The following is a 22,669-nucleotide window of genomic DNA, read 5'->3' as shown; positions in this document are numbered from 1 at the left end:
GGCCTTTTGCAGAATCGCATGACCGAATTCAAGGACACTCAACAGCAGCTCACGAAATTCCGCCTGCGCGTCGCGGCGGCGGGCCTGTTCGTGTTCGTCTGCTTCGGGCTGATCGGCTTCCGCTTCCTGTTCCTGCAGGTCTGGCACTACAGCAAGTACTCGCTGCAGGCCGATGAAAACCGCATCTCCGTCGCGCCGATCGTGCCGAACCGCGGCATCATCACCGACCGCAACGGCGTCGTGCTCGCGAAGAACTACTCGGCCTACACGCTCGAAATCACACCGTCGAAGCTGAACGACACGCTCGATAACGTGGTCGACAACCTCGCCACGGTAGTCTCGATCGACGCGCGCGACCGCCGCCGCTTCAAGAAACTGCAGGAAGACTCGAAGAATTTCGAAAGTCTGCCGATCCGCACGCGCCTGACCGACGACGAAGTCGCGCGCTTCACCGCGCAGCGCTTCCGCTTCCCCGGCGTCGAAGTGCGCGCGCGGCTGTTCCGCCAGTACCCGCTCGGGCCGACCGCCGCGCACGTGATCGGCTACATCGGACGGATTTCGCAGCGCGACCAGGACCGCATCGACGACGCCAGCGATCAGAACGACAGCGATCCGGACCACTACGATCCGCGTCTGGACGCGAACAACTACAAGGGCACCGATTACATCGGCAAGATCGGCGTCGAGCAGAGCTACGAAACCGAGCTGCACGGCCAGACCGGCTTCGAGGAAGTCGAGGTGACGGCGGGCGGCCGCCCGGTGCGCACGCTGTCGCGCACCCAGGCGACGCCGGGCAACAACCTCGTGCTGTCGCTCGACATCGGCCTTCAGCAGGTCGCCGAACAGGCGTTCGCCGGACGTCGCGGCGCGCTCGTCGCGATCGAGCCGTCCACCGGCGACGTGCTCGCGTTCGTGTCGGCGCCGAGCTTCGACCCGAATTCATTCGTCGACGGCATCGACCAGCAGACCTGGGACGAGCTGAACAACTCGCCCGACCATCCGCTGCTGAACCGGCCGCTACACGGCACCTACCCACCGGGCTCGACCTACAAGCCGTTCATGGCGCTCGCCGCGCTGTCGCTGCACAAGCGCACGCCGAGCTGGGGCTTCCAGGACCCCGGCTACTACACGTTCGGCGGACACACGTTCCGCAACGACGTGCGCTCGGGCCAGGGTTGGGTGGACATGAATCGCGCGATCGTCGTGTCGAACGACACGTACTTCTACATGCTCGCGCACGATCTCGGCGTCAACAACATCGCGAACTTCATGAAGCCGTGGGGTTTCGGGCAGATCACCGGCATCGACATCGCCGGCGAAGCGAAGGGCATCCTGCCGTCGACCGACTGGAAGCGCCATGCGTATCGCCGCCCCGAGCAGCAGAAGTGGTACGAAGGCGAAACGGTCAGCCTCGGCATCGGTCAGGGCTACAACTCGTTCACGATCCTGCAGCTCGCGCATGCCACCGCAACGCTCGCGAACAACGGCGTCGTGATGAAGCCGCACCTCGTGCGCGACATCGAGAATCCGATCACGAAGGACACGCGGCCGGTGGTGCGCGACCCGAGCGACAAGATCGCGGTCAAGCAGCAGGATATCGACTTCATCAAGCACGCGATGGAAGGCGTGGTCACGAACGGCACGGCGGCCAAGGTGTTCGCGGGCGCCGCGTACCAGGCGGCGGGCAAGACCGGTACCGCGCAGGTGTACTCGCTGCAGGGCGCGAACTACAAGGGTCACGCGATCGCCGAGAATTTGCGCGATCACGCGCTGTTCATTGCGTTCGCGCCAGTCGAGCAACCGAAGATCGCGCTCGCGCTGATCGTCGAAAACGGCGGCTGGGGCGCGGAGGCGGCCGGTCCGATCGCGCGCCGGGTGCTCGACTATTACCTGGTCGGCAAGAACAAGCCCGGCGTGGTGGAAGCCGCCGTCGCGGCGGCGGCATCGAACACCGCCGAAGCGTCCGCGCCACAGGTCGGTGAGACGCCAACGCAGCATGAGGGCGCCCAGCCGCTGAGGATTGCGGCGGGCTTCAAGGCACTGCCGGTGCCGGGGGCGGCGGCTGCCGTGGCGGCCTCGGGTGAGTCGGCGGCTGTTGCGGCTTCGGACGCGAATGGCGCGTCCGTGCCGGTGGCGGCATCGGCTGGCGCGGCGGCAACGGTGCCGGCCAGCGCACCGGCAGCGGCTTCGGCCGGCGCGGCGCGGGCGGCGTCGGCGGCCAGGCCGGCATCGGCTTCCGCCGCGGCAAAGCAATCCGCGTCGCGTACGTCCGGCGCCCCGCACAAACCCCGTCCGGCCAGTGAGCCGGCGCCGAGCGTCGCGGCCCCCTCGCGCGAGGACAGCGTCCAGGGCGCGTCACCGCGCCAGCCCGCCACCGGCGGTATCGACGAATAAGGAGAAAGGCATGCAATTCGACAAGCGCGCCTGGCTCGACCGCATCAAGCGGATGTTCGCGGGCTTCGACCGTCCGCTCGCACTGATCGTGTTTCTGCTGCTGTGCGTCGGCATCGTCACGCTGTACAGCGCGAGTCTCGACGTGCCGGGCCGCGTCGAAGACCAGCTGCGCAACATCCTGCTCACCTTCGTGCTGATGTGGGGGCTCGCCAATGTGCCGCCCAATACGCTGATGCGCTTCGCGGTCCCGCTTTACACGTTCGGGATCGCGCTACTGGTCGCAGTCGCGATGTTCGGTCTCACGCGCAAGGGCGCGAAGCGCTGGATCAACGTCGGCGTGGTGATCCAGCCATCGGAAATACTGAAGATCGCGACACCGCTGATGCTCGCCTGGTACTACCAGCGCCGCGAAGGCGTGATGCGCTGGTACGACTACCTGGTCGGCTTCGCGATCCTCATCGTGCCGGTCGGCCTGATCGCGAAACAGCCCGACCTCGGCACGGCCGTGCTCGTGTTCGCCGCCGGCCTGTTCGTGATTTACTTCGCGGGGCTGAGCTTCAAGCTGATCGTACCGGTGCTGATCGCAGGCGTGATCGCGGTTGTGTCGATCGCGGCGTTCCAGGACAAGATCTGTCAGCCCGAAGTGCAGTGGCCGCTAATGCACGACTATCAGAAGCACCGTATCTGTACGCTGCTCGATCCGACCTCGGACCCGCTCGGCAAAGGCTTCCACACGATTCAGGCGGTGATCGCGATCGGTTCGGGCGGCCCGCTCGGCAAGGGCTGGCTGAAGGGTACGCAAGCGCATCTGGAGTTCATCCCCGAGAAGCACACCGACTTCATCTTCGCGGTGTTTTCGGAAGAGTTTGGTTTGGCGGGCGGGATCGTGCTACTCACGCTGTACATGCTATTGATCGCGCGCGGGCTCTACATCGCGGCCAACGGCGCGACCTTGTTCGGGCGATTATTGGCCGGCTCTTTGACGATGGCGTTCTTCACGTACGCGTTCGTCAATATCGGCATGGTGAGCGGGATTCTGCCGGTGGTCGGCGTGCCGTTGCCGTTCATGAGTTACGGTGGCACCGCGCTGACTACATTGGGTGTCGCGACCGGGCTGATCATGAGTGTCGCGCGACAGAAGCGGTTGATGCAGAGCTAAGCGTCGCTAGCGGCACGCAGCAATCGAAAATGCAAAAGGGCGCTCGTTGCGAGCGCCCTTTTGCTTTATTGCTACCTCATTACTGCGGCTTCACTTCCTTCTGATCGCGCAACTGCGCGCTCAACTGCTGATACTTCAGGCGCGCGGCCGGATCGCCCTGCGCCGCCGCGGCCGCGTAATACGCGCGTGCCACATTCAGATTCCGGTCGACACCATCGCCGCCGCGCTCGTAGAACGAGCCAGTCACATACTGCGCGGTCATGTCGCCGCCCTGCGCCGCCTTCTTGTACCAGACGAACGCCTGCTTGTTGTCGCGCTCGGTACCGCGTCCGTCGAGGAACTGGTTCGCGAGCGCGAGCTCCGCCTGCACATGACCCTGCGCAGCCGCCTTCATGAACCAGCGATGCGCCTCCACGGGGTCGCGCTCGACGAACTCGCCATCGTCGTACATCTTGCCGTACACATATTGCGCGTGCGACATGTTCGCGTCGGCGGCCTTGCGCAGCCACTTCTTGCCTTCGTCGACGTTGACCGGCGTGCCTTCGCCGTTGAGCAGCATCATCGCGTAGTTGAATTGGGCGAGCCGGCTGCCGCGCTCGGCGGCCTCGCGGAATTCGGTCAGCGCAGCGGCGAGGTTGCCGGCGTTGTAATCGGCCACTGCGGATTGCGTCTGCGGATCGTTCGCTCTTGCGACGTGATCCTGTGCGTGCGCGGCGCTCCATGCGGTACTCGCAAGCAGCGCCGCCGCCGTAATGGTCACTTGCGCGGTCACCCGCGCAATCCTCGGCCCGGCGCCCCCCTGCACTCTGCCGTTCATGACCTCACCTCCTGCAATGCCTGACGCGTCGCGCGCAACATCCAGATCACGTCGGCGGCCAGCGCCACGAAGCGAAAGCCCGCGTCGCGATGCTGCCGCGCGCTGGCCACGTCCATCGCGAAGATGCCGGCGGCAATACCGGCCTTGTCCGCCGCGCTGACGATACGCGCCATCGCTGCCTGCACGTCCGCGTGCTTCGCGTCGCCCAGATGACCGAGGCTCGCGGCGAGATCGGCCGGCCCGACGAACACGCAGTCGACGCCCGGCGTCGCCGCGATCTGCTCGACCTCCCGCAAGCCGCGCGCCGATTCGATCTGCACAATCGTCGCGATCTGTGCGTTGGCCGTCTGCACGTAGTCGCGTCGCATGCCGTAGCCGGCCGCACGCACGACGCCCGCGACACCGCGCAGTCCGTCGAGGGCCTCGGCGGTCGGATATTGGGTGAGCCGCACGGCGCGTGCCGCGTCTTCAGCGGATTCGATGTTCGGGAACATCAGCGTGCGCGCGCCGGCGTCGAGTACGCGCTTGACGAGCCACGGCTCGCTCGCTGGCACGCGCACCACCGGCTCGCTCGGCAGATGGGCGGCGGCGATCGCGCGCAGTTGCGACTCGACGCCACCGCTATCGTTCGGCGCGTGCTCCATGTCGATCAGCAGCCAGTCGAAGCCGGCGTGCGCGAGCGCTTCGGCGCCGGCTTCGCTGCCGAGCGACAACCACAGCCCGAATAGCGGCGCGTCGTCCTTCAGACGTTGTTTGAGGGAGTTGGTGAAGGTGCTCATCGGCTGGCCTCGCGCAGGGTTGCAATGCGAAGCGGGGCCAGATAGCGAATCAGGCAGGCACCGGGGCGCTGACGGCCTCGATGCCTGCTGCGACGCGATGCGGTGACCGGCATGTCTCGCTCCGTGTGTTGGTCGGAACGATCATACCGTGACAATAACGCGAGAGTTCGCTCGCGCGCCGGGGTGTGGCTTCGGGCTGGAAGCTAGTCGCGGACCACGTCGGCCCAGCAGTTCGGCGTCTCGTACAGACGCACTTTATGCAGGCGCAGATTCACGCCGTAGTGCGCGTCGTAGACGTTCGCGAGAATATCGAACGCAATCGCGGCGAGGTTTTCGACCGTGGGAATGCGATCGATCACGACCGTCTTGTGACCCGCCATGCTGTCGAGAAAGTCACGCACCTGCGTGTCGCCTTCGTAGACGAGAAACGCGTGGTCCCACTTGTCGACCAGGTGTTCGGTTGCGAGCGACTTCACGTCGGCGAAGTCCATCACCATGCCGCGGTCGGGCGCGCCTTCGGTGTCGACCAGATCGCCTTGCAGCGTGATTTCGAGCACATAGCGATGGCCGTGCAGATTACGGCACTGGCTGCGGTGATCGGGGATGCGGTGGCCCGCGTCGAATTCGAGTTTTCGGGTAATCGTCAGCACGGCAAATCAGGGAATGTTCAGATACTTGTGAGTCTGCATCGACAGGCGCCACTGCGGATGACGCTTGCACCAGTCGATCGCGAGCTTCGTGTTGATATCGCGCGAAGGACCGTCCATCGGCTGGACGAGGAAATACTCGAAGTCGAGCTTCGCGTAGTCGGCGAGGCGCTGGTTGTCCTGAGGGATCACGACCTTCAGTTCGTTGCCCTTGGTCACGACGAGCGGCGCGTCGGCCTTCGGGCTCACGCAGATCCAGTCGATCGTGTCGAGCACCGGCAACGAGCCGTTGGTCTCGATCGCGATCTCGAAGCCGGCCGCGTGCAGCGCGTCGACGAGCGGCTGATCGATCTGCAGCATCGGCTCGCCACCGGTGCATACGACGAAGCGTTCGCCCTCGCCTTGCGGCCATTGCGACGCGATCATCGCGACGAGTTCGTCAGGTGTGCGGTACTTGCCGCCGTTCTCGCCGTCGGTGCCGACGAAATCGGTGTCGCAGAAACGGCAGACCGCTTCCGCGCGATCCTCTTCGCGGCCCGACCACAGATTGCAGCCCGCGAAACGGCAGAACACGGCCGGCCGCCCGGCATTCGCGCCCTCGCCCTGCAACGTGTAGAAGATTTCCTTGACCGCGTACGTCATGCTGCTATCTGTCCTGTGTTCCTGAATCAATGATGCGCGCTCTTGCGCGAACCGTCACACTGGCTCGGTGACTTTTTCACCGGCGAGGTAAGCCTCATAGCCACGTTTGCGCAACCGGCATGCCGGGCATTCGCCGCAGCCGAAGCCCCATGAATGCAGCTCGGCGCGTTCGCCGAGGTAGCACGTGTGCGTTTCGACGCGCACCAGTTCGACCAGTGCGTCGCCGCCGAGCTCGTGTGCGAGACGCCATGTGTCGGCCTTGTCGAGCCACATCAGCGGTGTCTCAAGCGCGAAGCGCGTGTCCATGCCGAGATTCAGCGCGACCTGCAGCGCCTTCATCGTGTCGTCGCGGCAATCGGGGTAGCCCGAGAAGTCCGTCTCGCACATCCCGCCGACCAGCACCTGCAAACCGCGCCGATATGCGATGGCCCCGGCAATCGTCATGAACATCAGATTGCGGCCCGGCACGAACGTGTTCGGCAACCCATTGGCCGTGGCTTCGATTTCGATCTCGCGCGTCATCGCGGTGTCGCTGATCGCGCCGAGCAGCGACAGGTCGATCGTTTGATCGTCGCCGAGACGATCGGCCCATGCAGGAAACGCACGCACGACAGCCTGGCGGAACCCCTCGCGGCATTCAAGCTCGACGCGATGACGCTGACCATAATCGAAGCCGATCGTTTCGACCGTGTCGTAACGATCGAGCGCCCACGCGAGACACGTGGCGGAATCCTGGCCGCCGGAAAACAGCACGAGCGCGCTACGCTTAGCGTCTTTGCGGATCACCGTGATACTCCGTGAATGAGAGTGCCACGTCGCGCTGCGCGAGGTGCGCTATGCGAGCAACGCGGCGCGACGTGTGCCGGCATTGTGCCGGCCCAAAGCAGTATAGGTCGCGCGTTGCGCGTGAACGTGGCTGGGCGCTTATACCGCCGATCGTCGGGCGAAGGGTTGGGTGCTTCGGTGCGATACGCTCGGCACCGCATTCGCGCGGTGTACGACCGCGTGCGACGCCTGCAGGCAAGTCTTTGAACTGGCGCGATTTTATCACGCGGCACCGAATGTCACCGACGCCTGCTGTCCTACGCGCGCGGTTCCAACTGCATGGCGAGCCAAAGTGACGACTTGTCCGCCAAACGGAAAAGCCCCAGGAATCTTGCGATTTCCTGGGGCTGAATCCTGGTGGCCTGGGGCGGAATCGAACCACCGACACGCGGATTTTCAATCCGCTGCTCTACCAACTGAGCTACCGGGCCAACGAAGAACGAAACTATATCAAGCGATCCGCAGTTCAGCAAGCCCTTTCATAAAAAATTTTGCCTAGCCGCGTTCGCATGCAACAGGTGGCGCTCACTCGCCCTTGTTCTTGCCGAGATCGACGCCGAGTTGCTTCAGCTTGCGATAAAGATGCGTGCGCTCCAGACCGGTCTTCTCCGCGACGCGCGTCATGCTGCCGTTCTCGCGCGCGAGGTGATATTCGAAGTACGCGCGCTCGAACGCGTCGCGCGCATCGCGCAGCGGAATGTCGAACGAGATCGACGCGGTTTGCGCGGCGAGCGCGCCGCCGCCGACGCCATCGGCCGACAGCATCGGCAACGCGGCCGCCGACGCGACCGACGATGCGCTGACGGGCAACGCCGGCTTCGCGGCCACACCGCCTGGCACGGCCGCCGAGTTGCCGCGCGCGAGTCCTTGCTCGACCGCCTTCAGCAGCTTCTGCAACGCGATCGGCTTTTCGAGGAAGTTGAGCGCGCCGATCTTGGTGGCCTCGACCGCGGTGTCGATCGTCGCGTGACCGGACATCATGATGACGGGCATCGTCAATTGACCTTGCGCGGCCCATTCCTTGAGCAGCGTCACGCCGTCGGTGTCCGGCATCCAGATGTCGAGCAGCACGAGGTCCGGCGCCTGACGCAGCCGGAACTCGCGCGCTTCCTGCGCGTTTTCAGCGGCCTCCACGACGTGTCCTTCGTCGCTGAGGATCTCCGAGAGCAGTTCCCGGATGCCCATTTCATCATCTACCACCAGGATGGTTGCCATTTACGCTGCCCTTGTCTGCACTGTTGCTTTTGTCGTTCCCTGCGACGCTCCACCATGCGCCGGATGCGCACCCGAACCAGGTGCACCCGGCTGCGCGGGGTCGTCCGCCAGTTGAAGGAAGAGAATCGAAATCTGCGCGCCTTCGATCACGTCGCCAGCCTTCATGCGATTGCGAATGTCGATGCGCGCGCCATGTTCGTCGACGATCTTCTTGACCATCGCAAGTCCCAGACCCGTACCTTTGGCCTTGGTCGTCACGTACGGCTCGAACGCGCGCGTGAGGATACGCGCGGGAAAGCCCGGTCCGTTATCCGACACGGTCAGACGCACCGCGACGCGCGCCTTGCCTTGCACGTCGGGGTCTCCGTATTCTACTGTCCTCGTCTCGAGCAAAACACGCGGATGCGCGACTTCGGCGACCGCGTCCTGCGCGTTCTGCAGCAGGTTGTGGATCACCTGACGCAATTGCGTCGCGTCGCCGCGTATCGCGGGCAGGGCCGCGAGCTCAATCTGGATCGCGCCCTTGCCTTCCTCGATACCGTACAGCGTGAGCACCTCGCTGACCAGATCGTTCAATTGCAGATGCGCGAGCACCGCGGGCGGTGTGCGCGCGTAGTCGCGGAAATCGTCGACCATCTGCTTCATCGCGGCGACCTGATTGACGATCGTCGTCGCACCGCGCTTCAGCACGTCCGCATCCGACGGCGCGAGCTTGTCGGCGAGCTTCATCTGCAAACGCTCGGCCGACAATTGAATCGGCGTGAGCGGATTCTTGATCTCGTGCGCAAGGCGCCGTGCGACTTCGCCCCATGCAATCGAACGCTGCGCGGAGATCACGTCGGAGATGTCGTCGAATACGACCACGTAGCCAGAGGTCTGGATGTCTTCGGCATCGCGCTCGTTCGCCGCGACGAGGCGCGCGCCCCGCACGAGCAACGTGAGCGGCTCGGTCTCGCCGGGTACAGGCACCGAGAACTGCTGCTGCCAATGGCCGTTATCGTCATGGCCGTCTTCGCTCGCCGCTTCGCGATCGGCGAATGCCTTGCGCACCATCGCGCCGAATTCGCCGAGCACGCCGATCTGATCGAGCGACGATCCGAGCACCGTCTGGAACGGCTGACGGAAAATCCGCTCGGCGCCGCGATTCGCAGTGGTCAGCCGGAACTGTCGGTCGAACACGAACACGCCCGCGGTCAGGTTCGCGAGGATGCTCTCCAGATACGCCTTCGAATGCTCGAGCGCGATACGATTTTTCTCGACCGCCCCGCGCGCTTCCGCCAACTGCCGCGTCATTGCGTTGAACGACTGCGTGAGGAAGCCCAGTTCGTCGCGCGACTTGATCTCGCGCTTCGGCGTGTAGTCGCCCTCGGTGATTTCCTTCGTGCCCTGCGCGAGCAGGAACAGCGGCCGCGCGAGCTGATTGCCGAGCGCGAGCGCGAGCATCATCGCGATGAAGGTCGCGAGAAACAGCGACAGCGTCAGCGTGCCGATGTACATCTTGCGCAGGCCCGTACGGCCGAGCGCCTTCTCCTGATACTCGCGATACGCGCGCTGCACCGCGTCGGCGTTGCGCGCGAGTGTCGTCGAAACTGGCTGCGTCAGTTGCAGGAAGCGTTCGGCGGGCTGCAATAGCGATGCGTTCGCATCGGGAATACGCTGCACCACGCGCAGACGCAGCGCGCCCTTGCCGCCCTGCGCATGCGCGTCGCCGTCCACCTCGCCTTCGATCGCCGCATAGCCGTGGCCGCGCGCCTGCTCGATCATCAGCGGTGTCGGCAGATCGTTCGGCAGCAGCATCGCGTAATTGCTGGACGCCTGCGCGACCACGTGCATGTCCGGCGTCGCGCCCGACATGCTGCGGGTCGGCTCGACGATCGTCGCGTCCTGCACGCCGAACTGGTCGCGCAGACGCAGCAACGTCAGCGTGGTGCCGGCCGCATCCGCGCTCGCGATCTGCTCGGACATCAGACGCGCCTTCGTCTGCAAATCGGACAGCGACGCGTCGAGCATGCCGCGCCCGAGATTGAGGCCGGACGCTAGCGCGGTTTCGACGTTCACGTCGAACCATGACTCGATGCTGCGCGACACGAACTGATACGACACGATGTAGATGATGCCGCCCGGCACCACGCCGACCAGCGCCATGAAGAACGCAAGCTTCGCGAGCAGCCGTGTACCGAATTTGCCCGTGCGTAATCGCACGACGATGATGACGACGAGCGTCGCCACCACCAGCAGAAAGATCATCGCGACCGCGACGTTGGCCGCGTACAGCCACTGGTAATAGCGGTCGAAGAATTCGGTGTTCGCGCTCGCGGCGGCCAGCAATACGAGCAGCAGCACGGCCGTGACCGCGACCGTCGACACCAGCACGCGCACGACGATGCTGCTGACACTGGTGGAAGATGAGCGCACTTTATTTAGCACGATCTGCCGCCGTGAAAGTGAAGCGCTTCCAATCAGAGGCGAGGTTCCAGTCGCGGTTGTTCACCGCGTCGATCTGGAATGGCTTGGGCATCAGCCCGATATCGAGTTGCATGCGCACCGACGCGTTATAGGTTTCGCCGACACGCACCTCATTGCGGTCAATCACGTGCCACGAGGTCACGTGCTTGATCACCGCGAGCGCGTCCTTCAGCGTGGAAAAGCCGAGCTGCAAGCCGCCCGATTGCACGCTCGACACGCGATATTCGCGCGTGAGCGGCTGGAACGACAGCCGCAAGCTTTGCGATACGCTGACTGGCTGCTCGTCGAACCAGTACCAGCGGGGCCGGCTCAGTTCGAAATCGGTCGTGAAATAAAGCGGAATGCCTTTGTTGACCGCGTCTTCGAGATTGCTGTTCAGCTCGAATTCGAAATGCGCATCGAGACTCCAGCCGCCGTTGTCGGCCTGCAGCGACGCCCGCTGCACCGCGATCGAGTCAGCGTGCGCCGCGCCCGGCGCTGCAAGCCAGACGGCCAGCGCGATCCAGAGCACGGCAGCGAGCCGAAGCGGGAAGAAGCGTTTTATGGTCACCGTTTCTGAAAGCGCGCGTAGAAAAATCCGTCGTGGTCTGAGTTCGTGCCGGCGCTGAAATCAGCGGGTCGTCCAGCATGAGAACCGGCCGATGAGTCGGCGGGCGCGCGGGCAACTGAGGGTAAAAGCTGCCCCGGCGCGTCCAATCGTACCGCATCCTGATGCTGGTTTCCAAACCACTGAGCCTGCAACTCGCCTTCTTCGGGGAAGATCGAACAGGTAACGTAAAGCAGCTCACCGCCGGGTTTCACGAGCGGCCACAGCGCGTCGAGAATGCGGCGCTGTTCGGCGACGAGCGCGGCGATATCCGACTGGCGACGCAACCAGCGGATATCCGGATGACGCCGCACGATGCCCGACGCAGAGCACGGCACGTCGGCGAGAATGCGGTCGAACGGCTGATCAAGATCGTCGTGCCACTGCACGGGGTTGCCCGCGTCGCCGATGCGCACTTCCGCTTCGAGCTTCAGACGCCGCAGGTTTTCGCCGATGCGGCGCGCGCGCGACGCATCGCTTTCGAGCGCAACGAGTTGAATGTTGGCGAGTTCGAGCAGATGGCCGGTCTTGCCGCCAGGGGCCGCGCATGCGTCGAGCACGCGCATGCCGTCACGCACGCCGAGCAGTTGCGCGGCGAGTTGCGCGCCTGCGTCCTGTACAGACACGACCCCTTCGCTGAAGCCCGGAATGCGCTCGACCGGTATCGCCGTGGCGAGGGTGACCGCGTGCTCGCCCGTCTTGCTCGCGGCGATCTGCTGGCGTTGCAGCTCTTGCAGATAGGCGTCGACCGTCGAATGGCGTGCGTTCACGCGCAACGTCAGCGGACCTTGCGTGTTGCCGACGGCCAGCACCGATTGCCATGCCTCCGGCCATGCGCGCTTCACCGCGTCGATCCACCACGCCGGATAGTTCCAGCGCGCGGCTTCGTCGGCTTGCACGGCGGCGAGCAACATGTCGCGCTCGCGCAGGAAGTTACGCAGCACCGCATTGACGAGCCCCTTCGCGAACCCGAACTCGCGGCGTGCGGCAATCGCCCTGACCGCCTGATCGACGACCGTAAACGGCGTGTAAGCGGCGCTCGCTTCGTCGTCGACGAGCAGTGCGAACGCGCACGCCAGCACATGCGCGACGTGCGGCGGCGGCGCTTTCTTCACGAGCTTCGCAATCAGCCACTCGGCGGTCGCGAGACGGCGCATCGTGCGATAGGCGATGTCCTGCACCGCGCCGCGCGCCGCCGCGGCGTTGCCCTCGGGCATCGACACGAGCACGCTCTGCAGCGCCGCGGGGAAGGCCGCGCCGAGACGCACGGCGCCGACGGCCTGAGCCGCGCAGTCGAGCGCGAACCCGAGCGATTCGGGCGACAGATGCAGCGCCGACAAACGGGATTCGCGCGAGCGCGCCGACGAGGAAGCAGAACGCGAAGAAGGCTTTGAAGTCATGAAGGGAGCAAGGGCCAGCCGCACGGTGCGCGCGGCGCAATCAGCGCACATTGTAGCGTGGCGCCGGTGGGGCGCCGCCGTGCGGGGGCGGCGGCAGACGCTGTCGCGCGGTGGCGACGAACGGTGCGAAAAAAAAGCGAGCCTCGCGGGCCCGCTCTTCAGTACTTCAGACTCGACGCGCCGAACGACGCTGCGGCTCAGTCGAAGCGCCCGGTGCGCGCCATTTCCATCAGACGCGCGATGCGTTCTTCGGTCGCAGGGTGTGTCGAGAACAGGTTCGCGATACCGCCGCCCGAGAGCGGATTCATGATCATCATCTGCGCGGTGGCCGGATGCGCCTCGGCCGTCGGGAACGGGATGCCGCTCGCATAGCGATGGATCTTGTCGAGCGCCGACGCCAAGGCCTCCGGGTCGCCCGAAATTTGCGCGCCGCCACGGTCGGCTTCGAATTCGCGCGCACGCGAAATGGCCATCTGGATCAGCGCGCCCGCAATCGGCGCGAGCAGCGCAACCGCGATGCTCGCGATCGGGTTCGCGGGACGCCCGTTTTCGTCGCGGCCGCCGAAGAACATCGCGAAGTTCGCCAATGCGGAAATCGCGCCGGCCATGGTCGCAGAAATCGTCGAGATCAGAATGTCGCGGTGCTTCACGTGCGAAAGTTCGTGCGCCATCACGCCGCGCATTTCGCGCTCGGACAGCACGCGCAGAATGCCGGTGGTCGCCGCGACCGCCGCGTGCTCCGGATTGCGGCCAGTGGCGAATGCGTTCGGCGCGTCTTCGTTGATCAGGTAGACGCGCGGCATTGGCAGGTTCGCGCGCGTGGCGAGATCGCGCACCATCCGATAGAACTGCGGCGCACTGTTTTCGTCGACTTCCTGCGCGTTGTACATGCGCAGGACCATCTTGTCGGAGAACCAGTACGAAAAGAAATTCATCCCAAGGGCGATCACGAGCGCAAGCATCATGCCGCGCGACCCGCCGATCATCCCGCCGATCACGATGAAAAGGGCCGTAATCGCGGCCATCAACATCGCGGTTTTCACCCAATTGAACATGTCTGCAACTCCTTGCCCTGAGCGTGGCCTTCATCTCCGTGCCGCGCGATTGCGGCGCCAGATTGTAAGAGAAATGTTAGATATGGGCGATGCGGGAAAATTCAATCATCGCGAGGCGGTCGCGAGTTTGATGCCGAGGCCCACGAACGCGCTGCCGACGCCGCGATCGAGCCAACGCTTGACCGTCGGCTTGCCCGAGAAACGCTGCGTGACACTGCCCGCAATCCACGCGACGAAACTGTTCCAGACCATGCTCATCAGCACGAAGACCGCGCCGAGCGTCAAAAACGCGAAGGTCTTGTGTTCGCTGCCCGTTGCAACGAACTGCGGGAAGAACGACACGAAGAACAGCACGACCTTCGGGTTCAGCACATTGGTCCAGAAGCCTTGCAGGAACAACTGCCGCAGTGACTTCGGCGTGGACGGCGCACGCGCGTCGCTGGCGGGTGCGCCCGCGGCCGGCTTCGTGAAGATCAGGCGCACACCCAGATAGATCAGATAGATCGCGCCGACGAATTTGACGATGGTGAACGCGGTGGCCGACGCGGCCAGCAGCGCGGTCAGCCCGAACGCGCAGGCCAGCGAGTGAATGCAGCAGCCCGCCGAAATGCCGAGCGCCGACATCAGCCCCGCGCCGCGGCCCTGGGCGACGCTGCGCCCGACGATATAAGCGGTATCCGGCCCCGGCGTGATGTTCAGGAGAAAAACCGCGACGATGAAAAACTCGAAATGGACGATGCCGAACATGTGATGAACCCTCGAAAACCTAGTCTGCTGCATGAGGATTCTAACGCGCGGCTGGCTCGCGGCGGGCGCCGGGAACGCCGGCGGAATCGACGATGCTCTGGCGTGCGCGCCGCGCTTATTGCGCCTCGGGAAGCTCGAAGCGCTGGCCTGCTGCGAGCGGCGAACCGGCAAGGTATTCGCGCACCGGCAGGCGCTTGCCGCCGGGCTTCTGCAATTGCGTCAGACGCAGTGCGCCTTCGCCGCAAGCGACCAGCACGCCGTCGGCAGAAACCTCGGTGATGGTGCCCGGCGCCTTGCTGCTGCCCGACGCCGGCGAGGCAACGGCGCTGGCTGCCCAGATCTTGACGGTGTTGCCGTCGTCGAGCGTGCCGGCGCCACCGGGGAACGGATCGAACGCGCGTACCTGGCGCGCAAGCGCCTCGGCCGGGCGGCGCCAGTCGAGCGCCGCTTCGTGCTTGGCGATTTTCTCGGCGTAGGTCACGCCGTCGGCCGGTTGCGGGGTCGAGGCCAGCTTGCCGCTGCGCTCGAGCTCGATCAGCGCGTCGACGATCAGTTGTGCGCCGTGCTCAGCGAGGCGGTCGTGCAGCGTGGCGGTGGTGTCGTCGGCGGAGATCGGGGTGCGGACTTCGGAGATCATCGCGCCGGTATCGAGGCCGGCGTCCATCTGCATCAGCGTGATGCCGGTTTGGGCGTCGCCCGCCTCGATCGCGCGATGAATCGGCGCCGCGCCGCGCCAGCGCGGCAGCAGCGACGCGTGAATGTTGATGCAGCCGAAGCGCGGAATGTCGAGCACTTCCTGCGGCAGGATCAGCCCGTAGGCGGCGACCACCATCACGTCGTGCGGCGTCGCGCGCAGTTGCTCGATGCCGGCGGCGGCTTCCTCGGGGTACTTGCCGGCGCGGCGCAGCGATGTGGGCTGCGCGACTGCGAGGCCATGTTCCTGTGCGTAACGCTTGACCGGGCTTGCCTGCAGCTTCATGCCGCGTCCTGCGGGCCGGTCCGGCTGCGTCAAGACGAGCGGCACGGCAAACCCGGCGCGATGAATCGCGGCCAGCGCGGCCGCGGCGAATTCCGGCGTACCGGCGAAGATGACGCGCAACGAATGAGTCATGAATGAGCGGCGGGCAAGTTGAAAGCGCGTTACATCGCGTGGGCGAGCTTCTTCATCTTGCTCTTGATGCGCGTTTGCTTCAGCGGCGACAGATATTCGACGAACACGCGGCCCATCAGGTGATCCATCTCGTGCTGGATGCACACGGCGAGAAGCCCCTCGCAATCGAGCTCGAACGTTTCGCCCTTCTCGTTGAGCGCACGCACGCGCACTTTCTCGGCACGCTCGACGTTGTCGTAGATTCCGGGCACCGACAGGCACCCCTCTTCCGACAACTTCCTCTCATCGCTCGACCAGATGATTTCCGGGTTGATGAACGCGAGCAGTTCGTCGTGCGTTTCCGACACGTCGATCACGATCACGCGTTCGTGCACGTCCACCTGGGTGGCGGCGAGGCCGACGCCGGGCGCCGCGTACATCGTTTCGGCCATGTCGGCGACGAGGCGGCGGATACGGTCGTTGACCTCCTCGACTGGCTTCGCCACCTTGTGCAGCCGTTTGTCGGGGTAATTGAGGATGTTCAGTAAAGCCATGATTTCGAGTGTGATTTCAGACGCCGCTAACCATTGGAGGCTCGCGTTGGCCATTTGGCCAGGTTGTGAGCCCGTCGTAATACGCAGAGGATAGATGGTGTCGAACCGGTTCGATTCAACGCGCCTCGCGCGCCCGACGACGAACCCGCGCTCACGCGCGGCGTCGCGGCTATTCGCGGCTCATTGCCGTTCTATATGCACGGTTTTATTTCAGATCATGAAAATTTTAGCATGGCGCCCGCCTGCCCGCAGGCCCCGCCAGAGGAGCGACCCGCATGCACACGTTGCCCGCAACCCGTATCGAACTGACCGCCTGGCTGCGGTTGGCGCTTGCACCGGGCCTCAAACCCGCGGCGTTGCGCCTGTTGCTAGCCGCATTCGGGCTGCCGGAAGCGCTGTTTGCGCAGTCGCCGGATGCGCTCGCCGAGGTCGCCGGTGAGGCCGCGGCGCGCGCCGTGCTGGCGCCGCCGGGTCCGGCGTTCGACGGCCAGCTCGAGGCGGTGCTCGCATGGCGCGAGCAGCCGGGCAACCAGATCGTCACGCTCGACGACCCCGCTTATCCGCCCGCGCTGCTGACGATGCCCGATCCGCCGCCGCTGCTATATATAAAGGGCCGGCTCGACCTGCTCCATACGCGTGCGGTCGCGCTGGTGGGCAGCCGCAGCGCGACGCCGCAGGGCATCGAGGATGCGCGGCGGTTCGCGCACGAGCTGTCGGCGGCGGGCGTGACGGTCGTATCGGGACTCGCGCTCGGCATCGACGGCGCCGCGCATCGGGGCGGGCTGGAAGGTGTCGGCGGAACGGTCGCGGTGGTCGGCACCGGCGCGGATCTGGTCTATCCGGCCGCGCATCAGGCGCTCGCGCGGCAAATCGCGGCGCAGGGCGCGATTCTGTCGGAGTGGCCGCTCGGCACGCCGGCGCGCGCCGCCAACTTCCCGCAGCGCAACCGGCTGATCGCCGGGCTCGTCAGCGGAGTCGTGATCGTCGAGGCAGCTATGCGCTCCGGTTCGCTGATTACCGCGCGCCTTGCCAACGAGATGGGCCGCGACGTGTTCGCGTTGCCCGGATCGATTTACGCGCCGTTGTCGCGCGGCTGTCATCGAATGATCAAGCAGGGGGCGCGGCTCGTGGAAACGCCGGACGAGGTGCTGGAAGAACTGGGTTTTGACCGACGGACGGCGAGCAACGCGGGACGCGCGGCGAAGCAGGCCGTTCCGCCGGATCGGGCGCGTTCGCGCGTTTCGTCGAGCGGGACCGCTTTGCAAGCTGCGAGCGCCGCCTTCGCCGAGACACGGTCGTCCAAGCCGGGACCACTGCCGGAGCTCGCGCCCGACTCCCAACGTCTGCTCGCCGCGCTGGGCCATTCACCGACCACGCTTGAAATTCTCGCCGCCCGCACCGAGATGGAGGACGCGGCCCTGCACGCCGCCCTGCTCCGGCTCGAACTCGCCGGCGAGGTCACGCTGCTGCCCGGCGGCCGCTTCATGCGAGCCCATCATGACTGAGCCGAGACTGACCGGCATCAACGCGGATTGGCAACTTTTCGCGAGCGGCCATGCTACATTCGCGCCAAAGCATCCGACAAAGCACACAAGGAAATCACTTCATGCCCGCGCTGAACCTCGACACCGACCAGGACCGGATCGCCGAGCGCGTCAACGAACCCGACACACTGTTCGTTGCATGCCTGTGCGCGGAGTGGTGCGGAACGTGTCGCGAGTACCGGGACGCCTTCAACCAGCTGGCCGAGCGGCACCCGGAAGTCTGTTTCGCATGGATCGACATCGAAACTCATGCAGATCGGTTCGACGATCTGGACGTCGAGAATTTCCCGACCGTCCTGATCGAAGACTCGGTGACGACACGGTTTTTCGGTACGGTTTTGCCACAGGTGTCGATCGTCGAGCGGATGCTGTCGGATCTGACCGCACTGCCCGGCGTGACCGGTGCGCCGAAGCTGCGGCCGGCGCTGGCGGTCGCCTGAAGGCGGCTTCGCGCGCCGCACGGCCAGACGGAAAGCCTCGCGAAGCGCGGCTTGCGGCACGGGCCGTCGCCGACCATTTCTGGGACAGCATCGCCGCTGGCATCGCTGTCCGCACGCGGCGTTTGCCGCAGTTGATCAACCGCCGGACGCGCAATTATGATTGCGCGCTTTTATCGCACTTGACCCGTTGGGTTCGCGCCTTGTGCTATAAAGCGGTCGTTATTGGGTCGAAAGAGGTCTCAAGCGAGCGTCGCGCGCCATGTTGGCGCTCAAGGCCACCAACCCGGATCTACCAACCTCACATCGAGTCATGTCCAAAGCACTGATCATCGCCGAAAAGCCTTCTGTCGCGAACGACATCGCGCGCGCTTTGGGCGGCTTTACCAAGCATGACGAGTACTACGAAAGCGACGACTACGTTCTTTCGTCGGCAGTGGGCCATCTGCTGGAAATCGCCGCGCCCGACGAATACGAAGTCAAGCGCGGCAAGTGGAGCTTTGCCAACCTACCCGTCATTCCTCCACATTTCGATCTGAATCCGATCGCGAAGAGCGAGTCGCGCCTGAAGGTGCTGACCAAGCTGATGAAGCGCAAGGATATCGACCGTCTGATCAACGCATGCGACGCGGGGCGCGAGGGCGAGCTGATTTTCCGCCTGATTGCGCAGCACGCGAAAGCCAAACAGCCGGTGCAACGGCTGTGGCTGCAATCGATGACGGCCGGCTCGATCCGCGAGGGTTTCGCACGCCTGCGCAGCGACGAAGAGATGCAGCCGCTCGCCGACGCGGCGCGCTGCCGCTCGGAAGCGGACTGGCTCGTCGGCATCAACGGCACCCGCGCGATGACCGCGTTCAACAGCAAGGGCGGCGGCTTTTTCCTGACCACGGTCGGGCGCGTGCAGACGCCGACGCTGTCGATCGTCGTCGAGCGAGAAGAGAAGATTCGACGCTTCGTGCCGCGCGATTACTGGGAAGTGAAGGCGGAGTTCGTCTGTGCGGCCGGCTTTTACGAAGGCCGCTGGTTCGACCCGAAATTCAAGCGCGACGAGTTCGATCCGGAAAAGCGCGATTCGCGCCTGTGGTCGCTGCCCGCGGCAGAGACGATCGTCGCGGCCTGCCGTGGCCAAATGGGCGTGGTGACCGAGGAGTCGAAACCGTCGACGCAGCTGTCGCCTGCCCTCTTCGACCTGACCAGCCTGCAGCGTGAAGCCAACGGCCGCTTCGGCTTTTCGGCGAAGAATACGCTGGGCCTCGCTCAGGCGCTGTACGAAAAGCACAAGGTGCTCACCTATCCGCGAACCGACGCGCGCGCGCTGCCGGAAGACTACCTGGACACCGTCAAGCAGACGCTCGGCATGCTCAAGGAGAGCAACAACTACCTGCCGTTCGCAAAACAGGTGCTCGACAAGGGCTGGGTGAAGCCGAACAAGCGCATCTTCGACAACTCGAAGATCAGCGACCACTTCGCCATCATCCCGACGCTGCAGGCGCCGAAGAATCTGTCCGAGCCGGAACAGAAGCTCTATGACCTCGTCGTCAAACGCTTCCTCGCGGTGTTCTTCCCGGCCGCCGAATACCGTGTGACGACGCGCATCACCGAGGTGGTCGGCCATCACTTCAAGACCGAAGGCAAGGTGCTCGTCGAGCCGGGCTGGCTGCAGGTCTACGGCCGCGAAACCAGCGGCGAAGATGCGAACCTCGTGCCGGTGCAGAAGGACGAAAAGGTCAAGACCGACAAGATCGCCGCGCAGCAACTGGTCACCAAGCCGCCCGCACGCTACAACGAAGCGACGCTGCTGTCGGCGATGGAAGGCGCGGGCAAGCTCGTCGAAGACGACGAATTGCGCGAAGCGATGGCTGCCAAGGGGCTTGGCACGCCGGCGACGCGCGCGGCAATCATCGAAGGTCTGTTGACCGAAAAGTACCTGATCCGCGAAGGCCGCGATCTGATTCCGGCCGCCAAGGCCTTCCAGCTGATGACGCTGCTGCGAGGCCTCGGCGTGAAGGAGCTGACCGCGCCGGAGCTGACCGGGGAATGGGAATACAAGCTGTCGCAGATGGAGCGTGGCAACCTGCCGCGCGACGCGTTCATGCAGGAAATCGCGCGCATGACGCAAACTATCGTCAAACGCGCGAAGGAATACGATTCGGATACGATCCCGGGCGATTACGCGACGTTGCAGACGCCTTGCCCGAATTGCGGTGGCCAGGTGAAGGAAAACTACCGGCGCTTCGCGTGCTCGAAGTGCGAGTTCTCGATCTCGAAGATTCCGGGCGGCCGTCAGTTCGAAATCGCCGAAGTCGAGGAACTGCTGCAGAACAAGACGATCGGACCGCTGTCTGGCTTCCGCAGCAAGATGGGGCGGCCGTTCTCGGCGATCCTGAAACTGTCGCTCGACGACGAGATCAAGAATTACAAGCTCGAGTTCGACTTTGGCCAGGACGCTGCCGGCGAAGACGGCGAACCGCCCGACTTCTCCGATCAGCAGCCGGTCGGCGCGTGTCCGAAGTGTCAGGGCCGCGTGTTCGAGCACGGCATGAGCTACGTCTGCGAAAACTCGGTGGCGAGCCCGAAGTCGTGCGACTTCCGCTCCGGCAAGGTGATCCTGCAGCAGGAAATCGCCCGCGAGCAGATGGCCAAGCTGCTCGAGGAAGGGCGCACCGATCTGCTGACGAACTTCAAGTCGTCGCGTACCGGCCGCAACTTCAAGGCGTTCCTCGTCAAGCAGAACGACGGCAAGATCGGCTTCGAATTCGAGAAGAAGGAGCCGGCGGCGGCGAAGACCGCGGCGGCGAAGACTTCAGGTGCTCGCTCGGCGGCGAAGGCGATGCCGGAAGCGGACGAAGGCGATACCGCGGTGGCAGTGAAGGCCGAGCCGGCGGAAAAGAAGGTGGCGGCGAAGAAGGCGCCCGCCGCCAAGACCGCGGCGGCCAAGAAGGCACCGGCGAAAAAGACCGCGGCGCGAAAAATCGGCTAATAAGGCGGGGATTCGGATCGGCGGCTCGCGGGGGTAGCGGAAATAGCTTCATTCCGCCGCCGGGGTCGACAATCCGTGCATAGCCCGCGGTTTGCTCCGCATCCGCATCCGCATCTGTCCATAGAAAAAGGCGCAGTCACTTCAGGTGACTGCGCCTTTTTATTTTTATTGTCCGCCCGCATCGCTGCGGGCTTGGACATTCAGCGATTTACAACGGCGACAAGGCCGTCGGGCGGCTGCGGTTAGACGACTTCGTCATCGGCTTCGGCACGGCAGGCGACAGCTCGCTATCGAGCAGCCGCGACAGCGGTTCCGCGCCATCGAACGCTTCCGGGGCGCGGGACTCGGCAGTCTCGAACGCGGCCGACGTCGCCGGGCGCTCCAGACCGTCCTTGATCCACTGTTCGCCGAGCACGCTGTTCGGCGTCTGGCTGAAATGCTCGACCAGATGGTCGATGAACGTGCGCACCTTGGCCGGCAGGTGACGGCGGCTCGGGTATGCAATGTTGATCTCGACTTGCGGCAAACGGTAATCGCCGAGCAAACGCACGAGCCGGCCACGCGTCATGTCGCGACCGATCAGATAGCTCGGCAGAATCGCGATGCCCATGCCCAGCAACGCAAACTGCCGCAGCATTTCAGTGTTGTTCGCGACGATCACGTTCGACGGCCGCACGCGCACCTCGCCTTCCGGCCCCGTGAACACGCGTTCATCGCCCCAGTATTCGGACGGCAGGCTCAGGCACGGGTGTTCGAGCAGATGCTCCGGACGCGTCGGCGTGCCATGCTTTTCCAGATACGCCGGCGTCGCGCAGACGGTCATACAGCCCGTGGTCAAACGCCGCGTGACGATGCTCGCGCTGCGCATTTGCCGCGCGATCACGATGCCGACATCGAAGCCTTCCTCGACGAGATCGACCTGACGATCGACCAGCGTCACGTCGGGAATGACTTTCGGATAGCGCTCCGCGTACGTTTGCAGCACGGGCGCGAGGTTGTGCAGCCCGAACACGACGGGCGCGACGATGCGCAGCGTGCCGACGGGTTCGTGATTGCGAGCGACCACCATCTGTTCGACGTCTTCCAGTTCGTCGAGAATCTGACGGGCGCGCTCGAGATAGACCTGGCCGGATTCGGTCAGCGACAAGCTGCGGGTCGTGCGATTGAGCAGCCGCGTACCAAGACGGCCTTCGAGGTCGGCAACATGACGGGTGGCAACCGCGTTGGAAATATCCATCGCGCTCGCGGCGCGGGCAAAACTGCCGAGATCCGCCACCTTGACGAAAACTCGCATCGACTGCAAATGATCCATAGAGCAACTCCCTGCCTTGT

General features: G+C 64.7%; 19 protein-coding genes and 1 tRNA gene. 5 read left to right on the top strand and 15 right to left on the bottom strand.

Annotated features, from left to right (window positions below):
• The first annotated feature begins 18 nt into the window (after positions 1-18).
• Both mrdA and rodA read left to right on the top strand, forming a co-directional pair.
• Positions 19-2,394, top strand: a complete 2,376-nt coding sequence (mrdA, locus tag QFZ94_RS30965; RefSeq protein ID WP_429461579.1) for a penicillin-binding protein 2 — start codon at positions 19-21, stop codon at positions 2,392-2,394.
• A gap of 10 nt (positions 2,395-2,404) precedes the next feature.
• Positions 2,405-3,553, top strand: a complete 1,149-nt coding sequence (rodA, locus tag QFZ94_RS30960; RefSeq protein ID WP_368583221.1) for a rod shape-determining protein RodA — start codon at positions 2,405-2,407, stop codon at positions 3,551-3,553.
• A gap of 79 nt (positions 3,554-3,632) precedes the next feature.
• On the opposite strand, the gene QFZ94_RS30955 is transcribed toward rodA, so the two are convergent.
• The 14 genes from QFZ94_RS30955 to def form a co-directional block, all read right to left on the bottom strand.
• Positions 3,633-4,370: a tetratricopeptide repeat protein gene (locus QFZ94_RS30955; RefSeq protein ID WP_429461577.1), complete on the bottom strand. Its 738-nt coding sequence runs from the start codon at positions 4,368-4,370 to the stop codon at positions 3,633-3,635.
• Positions 4,367-5,149: an HpcH/HpaI aldolase family protein gene (locus tag QFZ94_RS30950; protein WP_429461575.1), complete on the bottom strand. Its 783-nt coding sequence runs from the start codon at positions 5,147-5,149 to the stop codon at positions 4,367-4,369. The genes QFZ94_RS30955 and QFZ94_RS30950 overlap by 4 nt, the downstream gene beginning before the upstream one ends.
• Before the next feature lie 203 nt (positions 5,150-5,352).
• Positions 5,353-5,799 carry a 6-carboxytetrahydropterin synthase QueD gene (gene queD, locus QFZ94_RS30945; protein WP_429461573.1) on the bottom strand — a complete coding sequence of 149 codons (447 nt, stop codon included), beginning with the start codon at positions 5,797-5,799 and terminating at the stop codon, positions 5,353-5,355.
• 6 nt (positions 5,800-5,805) lie between these two features.
• Positions 5,806-6,438: a 7-carboxy-7-deazaguanine synthase gene (gene queE, locus QFZ94_RS30940; protein ID WP_013088055.1), complete on the bottom strand. Its 633-nt coding sequence runs from the start codon at positions 6,436-6,438 to the stop codon at positions 5,806-5,808.
• A 54-nt stretch (positions 6,439-6,492) separates the two neighbouring features.
• Complete coding sequence (gene queC / locus QFZ94_RS30935; protein ID WP_429461570.1) at positions 6,493-7,224, bottom strand: 7-cyano-7-deazaguanine synthase QueC; 732 nt, start codon at positions 7,222-7,224, stop codon at positions 6,493-6,495.
• A gap of 394 nt (positions 7,225-7,618) precedes the next feature.
• A tRNA-Phe gene (locus QFZ94_RS30930) sits at positions 7,619-7,694 on the bottom strand.
• A 94-nt stretch (positions 7,695-7,788) separates the two neighbouring features.
• A complete protein-coding gene (gene esaR / locus QFZ94_RS30925; protein WP_176109833.1) occupies positions 7,789-8,478 on the bottom strand; it encodes a response regulator transcription factor EsaR in 690 nt (229 codons plus the stop codon).
• The gene (locus QFZ94_RS30920; RefSeq protein ID WP_410850696.1) at positions 8,479-10,905 is read right to left on the bottom strand and encodes a sensor histidine kinase; all 2,427 of its coding nucleotides are present in this window, start codon (positions 10,903-10,905) and stop codon (positions 8,479-8,481) included.
• Positions 10,895-11,494, bottom strand: coding sequence for a DUF4390 domain-containing protein (locus QFZ94_RS30915; protein WP_176109835.1), 600 nt, complete (start codon positions 11,492-11,494; stop codon positions 10,895-10,897). Before QFZ94_RS30915 ends, QFZ94_RS30920 begins: the two co-directional genes overlap by 11 nt.
• Complete coding sequence (gene rsmB / locus QFZ94_RS30910) at positions 11,491-12,930, bottom strand: 16S rRNA (cytosine(967)-C(5))-methyltransferase RsmB (protein WP_429461567.1); 1,440 nt, start codon at positions 12,928-12,930, stop codon at positions 11,491-11,493. Before rsmB ends, QFZ94_RS30915 begins: the two co-directional genes overlap by 4 nt.
• A gap of 197 nt (positions 12,931-13,127) precedes the next feature.
• Positions 13,128-13,985, bottom strand: coding sequence for a zinc metalloprotease HtpX (gene htpX / locus QFZ94_RS30905; RefSeq protein ID WP_429461565.1), 858 nt, complete (start codon positions 13,983-13,985; stop codon positions 13,128-13,130).
• 105 nt (positions 13,986-14,090) lie between these two features.
• The gene (locus tag QFZ94_RS30900; RefSeq protein WP_410850694.1) at positions 14,091-14,732 is read right to left on the bottom strand and encodes a LysE family translocator; all 642 of its coding nucleotides are present in this window, start codon (positions 14,730-14,732) and stop codon (positions 14,091-14,093) included.
• A 115-nt stretch (positions 14,733-14,847) separates the two neighbouring features.
• On the bottom strand, positions 14,848-15,843 hold the full coding sequence (gene fmt / locus QFZ94_RS30895) for a methionyl-tRNA formyltransferase (protein ID WP_429461563.1): 996 nt from the start codon (positions 15,841-15,843) through the stop codon (positions 14,848-14,850).
• A gap of 29 nt (positions 15,844-15,872) precedes the next feature.
• Positions 15,873-16,376: a peptide deformylase gene (gene def / locus QFZ94_RS30890; protein WP_176122366.1), complete on the bottom strand. Its 504-nt coding sequence runs from the start codon at positions 16,374-16,376 to the stop codon at positions 15,873-15,875.
• Positions 16,377-16,651: 275 nt separating this feature from the next.
• Here def and dprA point away from each other — a divergent pair, with 275 nt between their 5' ends.
• From dprA to QFZ94_RS30875, 3 genes are all read left to right on the top strand, one after another.
• The gene (dprA, locus tag QFZ94_RS30885) at positions 16,652-17,881 is read left to right on the top strand and encodes a DNA-processing protein DprA (protein WP_429461561.1); all 1,230 of its coding nucleotides are present in this window, start codon (positions 16,652-16,654) and stop codon (positions 17,879-17,881) included.
• Positions 17,882-17,982: 101 nt separating this feature from the next.
• A complete protein-coding gene (locus QFZ94_RS30880) occupies positions 17,983-18,360 on the top strand; it encodes a thioredoxin family protein (protein WP_013088044.1) in 378 nt (125 codons plus the stop codon).
• A 310-nt stretch (positions 18,361-18,670) separates the two neighbouring features.
• Entirely contained in the window at positions 18,671-21,337 is a 2,667-nt protein-coding gene (locus QFZ94_RS30875; RefSeq protein ID WP_368587356.1) for a DNA topoisomerase III, read from the top strand.
• A 208-nt stretch (positions 21,338-21,545) separates the two neighbouring features.
• Here the strand turns inward: QFZ94_RS30875 and QFZ94_RS30870 are convergent, their stop codons facing one another.
• A complete protein-coding gene (locus QFZ94_RS30870; protein WP_368587355.1) occupies positions 21,546-22,649 on the bottom strand; it encodes a LysR family transcriptional regulator in 1,104 nt (367 codons plus the stop codon).
• Positions 22,650-22,669: the final 20 nt, after the last annotated feature.

Source organism: Paraburkholderia sp. JPY465, from assembly GCF_050436725.1.
In the GTDB taxonomy this organism is placed as follows: Bacteria; Pseudomonadota; Gammaproteobacteria; order Burkholderiales; family Burkholderiaceae; genus Paraburkholderia; species Paraburkholderia youngii.
This window is presented reverse-complemented; position numbering and strand designations above follow the sequence as displayed.

What these genes read in the sequence shown, in the direction of transcription:
- mrdA (WP_429461579.1), top strand. Translation starts at nt 19, where the DNA reads ATGACCGAATTCAAGGACACTCAACAGCAGCTCACGAAATTCCGCCTG.
- rodA (WP_368583221.1), top strand. Translation starts at nt 2,405, where the DNA reads ATGCAATTCGACAAGCGCGCCTGGCTCGACCGCATCAAGCGGATGTTC.
- QFZ94_RS30955 (WP_429461577.1), bottom strand. Translation starts at nt 4,370, where the DNA reads ATGAACGGCAGAGTGCAGGGGGGCGCCGGGCCGAGGATTGCGCGGGTG.
- QFZ94_RS30950 (WP_429461575.1), bottom strand. Translation starts at nt 5,149, where the DNA reads ATGAGCACCTTCACCAACTCCCTCAAACAACGTCTGAAGGACGACGCG.
- queE (WP_013088055.1), bottom strand. Translation starts at nt 6,438, where the DNA reads ATGACGTACGCGGTCAAGGAAATCTTCTACACGTTGCAGGGCGAGGGC.
- esaR (WP_176109833.1), bottom strand. Translation starts at nt 8,478, where the DNA reads ATGGCAACCATCCTGGTGGTAGATGATGAAATGGGCATCCGGGAACTG.
- rsmB (WP_429461567.1), bottom strand. Translation starts at nt 12,930, where the DNA reads ATGACTTCAAAGCCTTCTTCGCGTTCTGCTTCCTCGTCGGCGCGCTCG.
- htpX (WP_429461565.1), bottom strand. Translation starts at nt 13,985, where the DNA reads ATGTTCAATTGGGTGAAAACCGCGATGTTGATGGCCGCGATTACGGCC.
- QFZ94_RS30900 (WP_410850694.1), bottom strand. Translation starts at nt 14,732, where the DNA reads ATGTTCGGCATCGTCCATTTCGAGTTTTTCATCGTCGCGGTTTTTCTC.
- fmt (WP_429461563.1), bottom strand. Translation starts at nt 15,843, where the DNA reads ATGACTCATTCGTTGCGCGTCATCTTCGCCGGTACGCCGGAATTCGCC.
- def (WP_176122366.1), bottom strand. Translation starts at nt 16,376, where the DNA reads ATGGCTTTACTGAACATCCTCAATTACCCCGACAAACGGCTGCACAAG.
- dprA (WP_429461561.1), top strand. Translation starts at nt 16,652, where the DNA reads ATGCACACGTTGCCCGCAACCCGTATCGAACTGACCGCCTGGCTGCGG.
- QFZ94_RS30880 (WP_013088044.1), top strand. Translation starts at nt 17,983, where the DNA reads ATGCCCGCGCTGAACCTCGACACCGACCAGGACCGGATCGCCGAGCGC.
- QFZ94_RS30875 (WP_368587356.1), top strand. Translation starts at nt 18,671, where the DNA reads ATGTCCAAAGCACTGATCATCGCCGAAAAGCCTTCTGTCGCGAACGAC.
- QFZ94_RS30870 (WP_368587355.1), bottom strand. Translation starts at nt 22,649, where the DNA reads ATGGATCATTTGCAGTCGATGCGAGTTTTCGTCAAGGTGGCGGATCTC.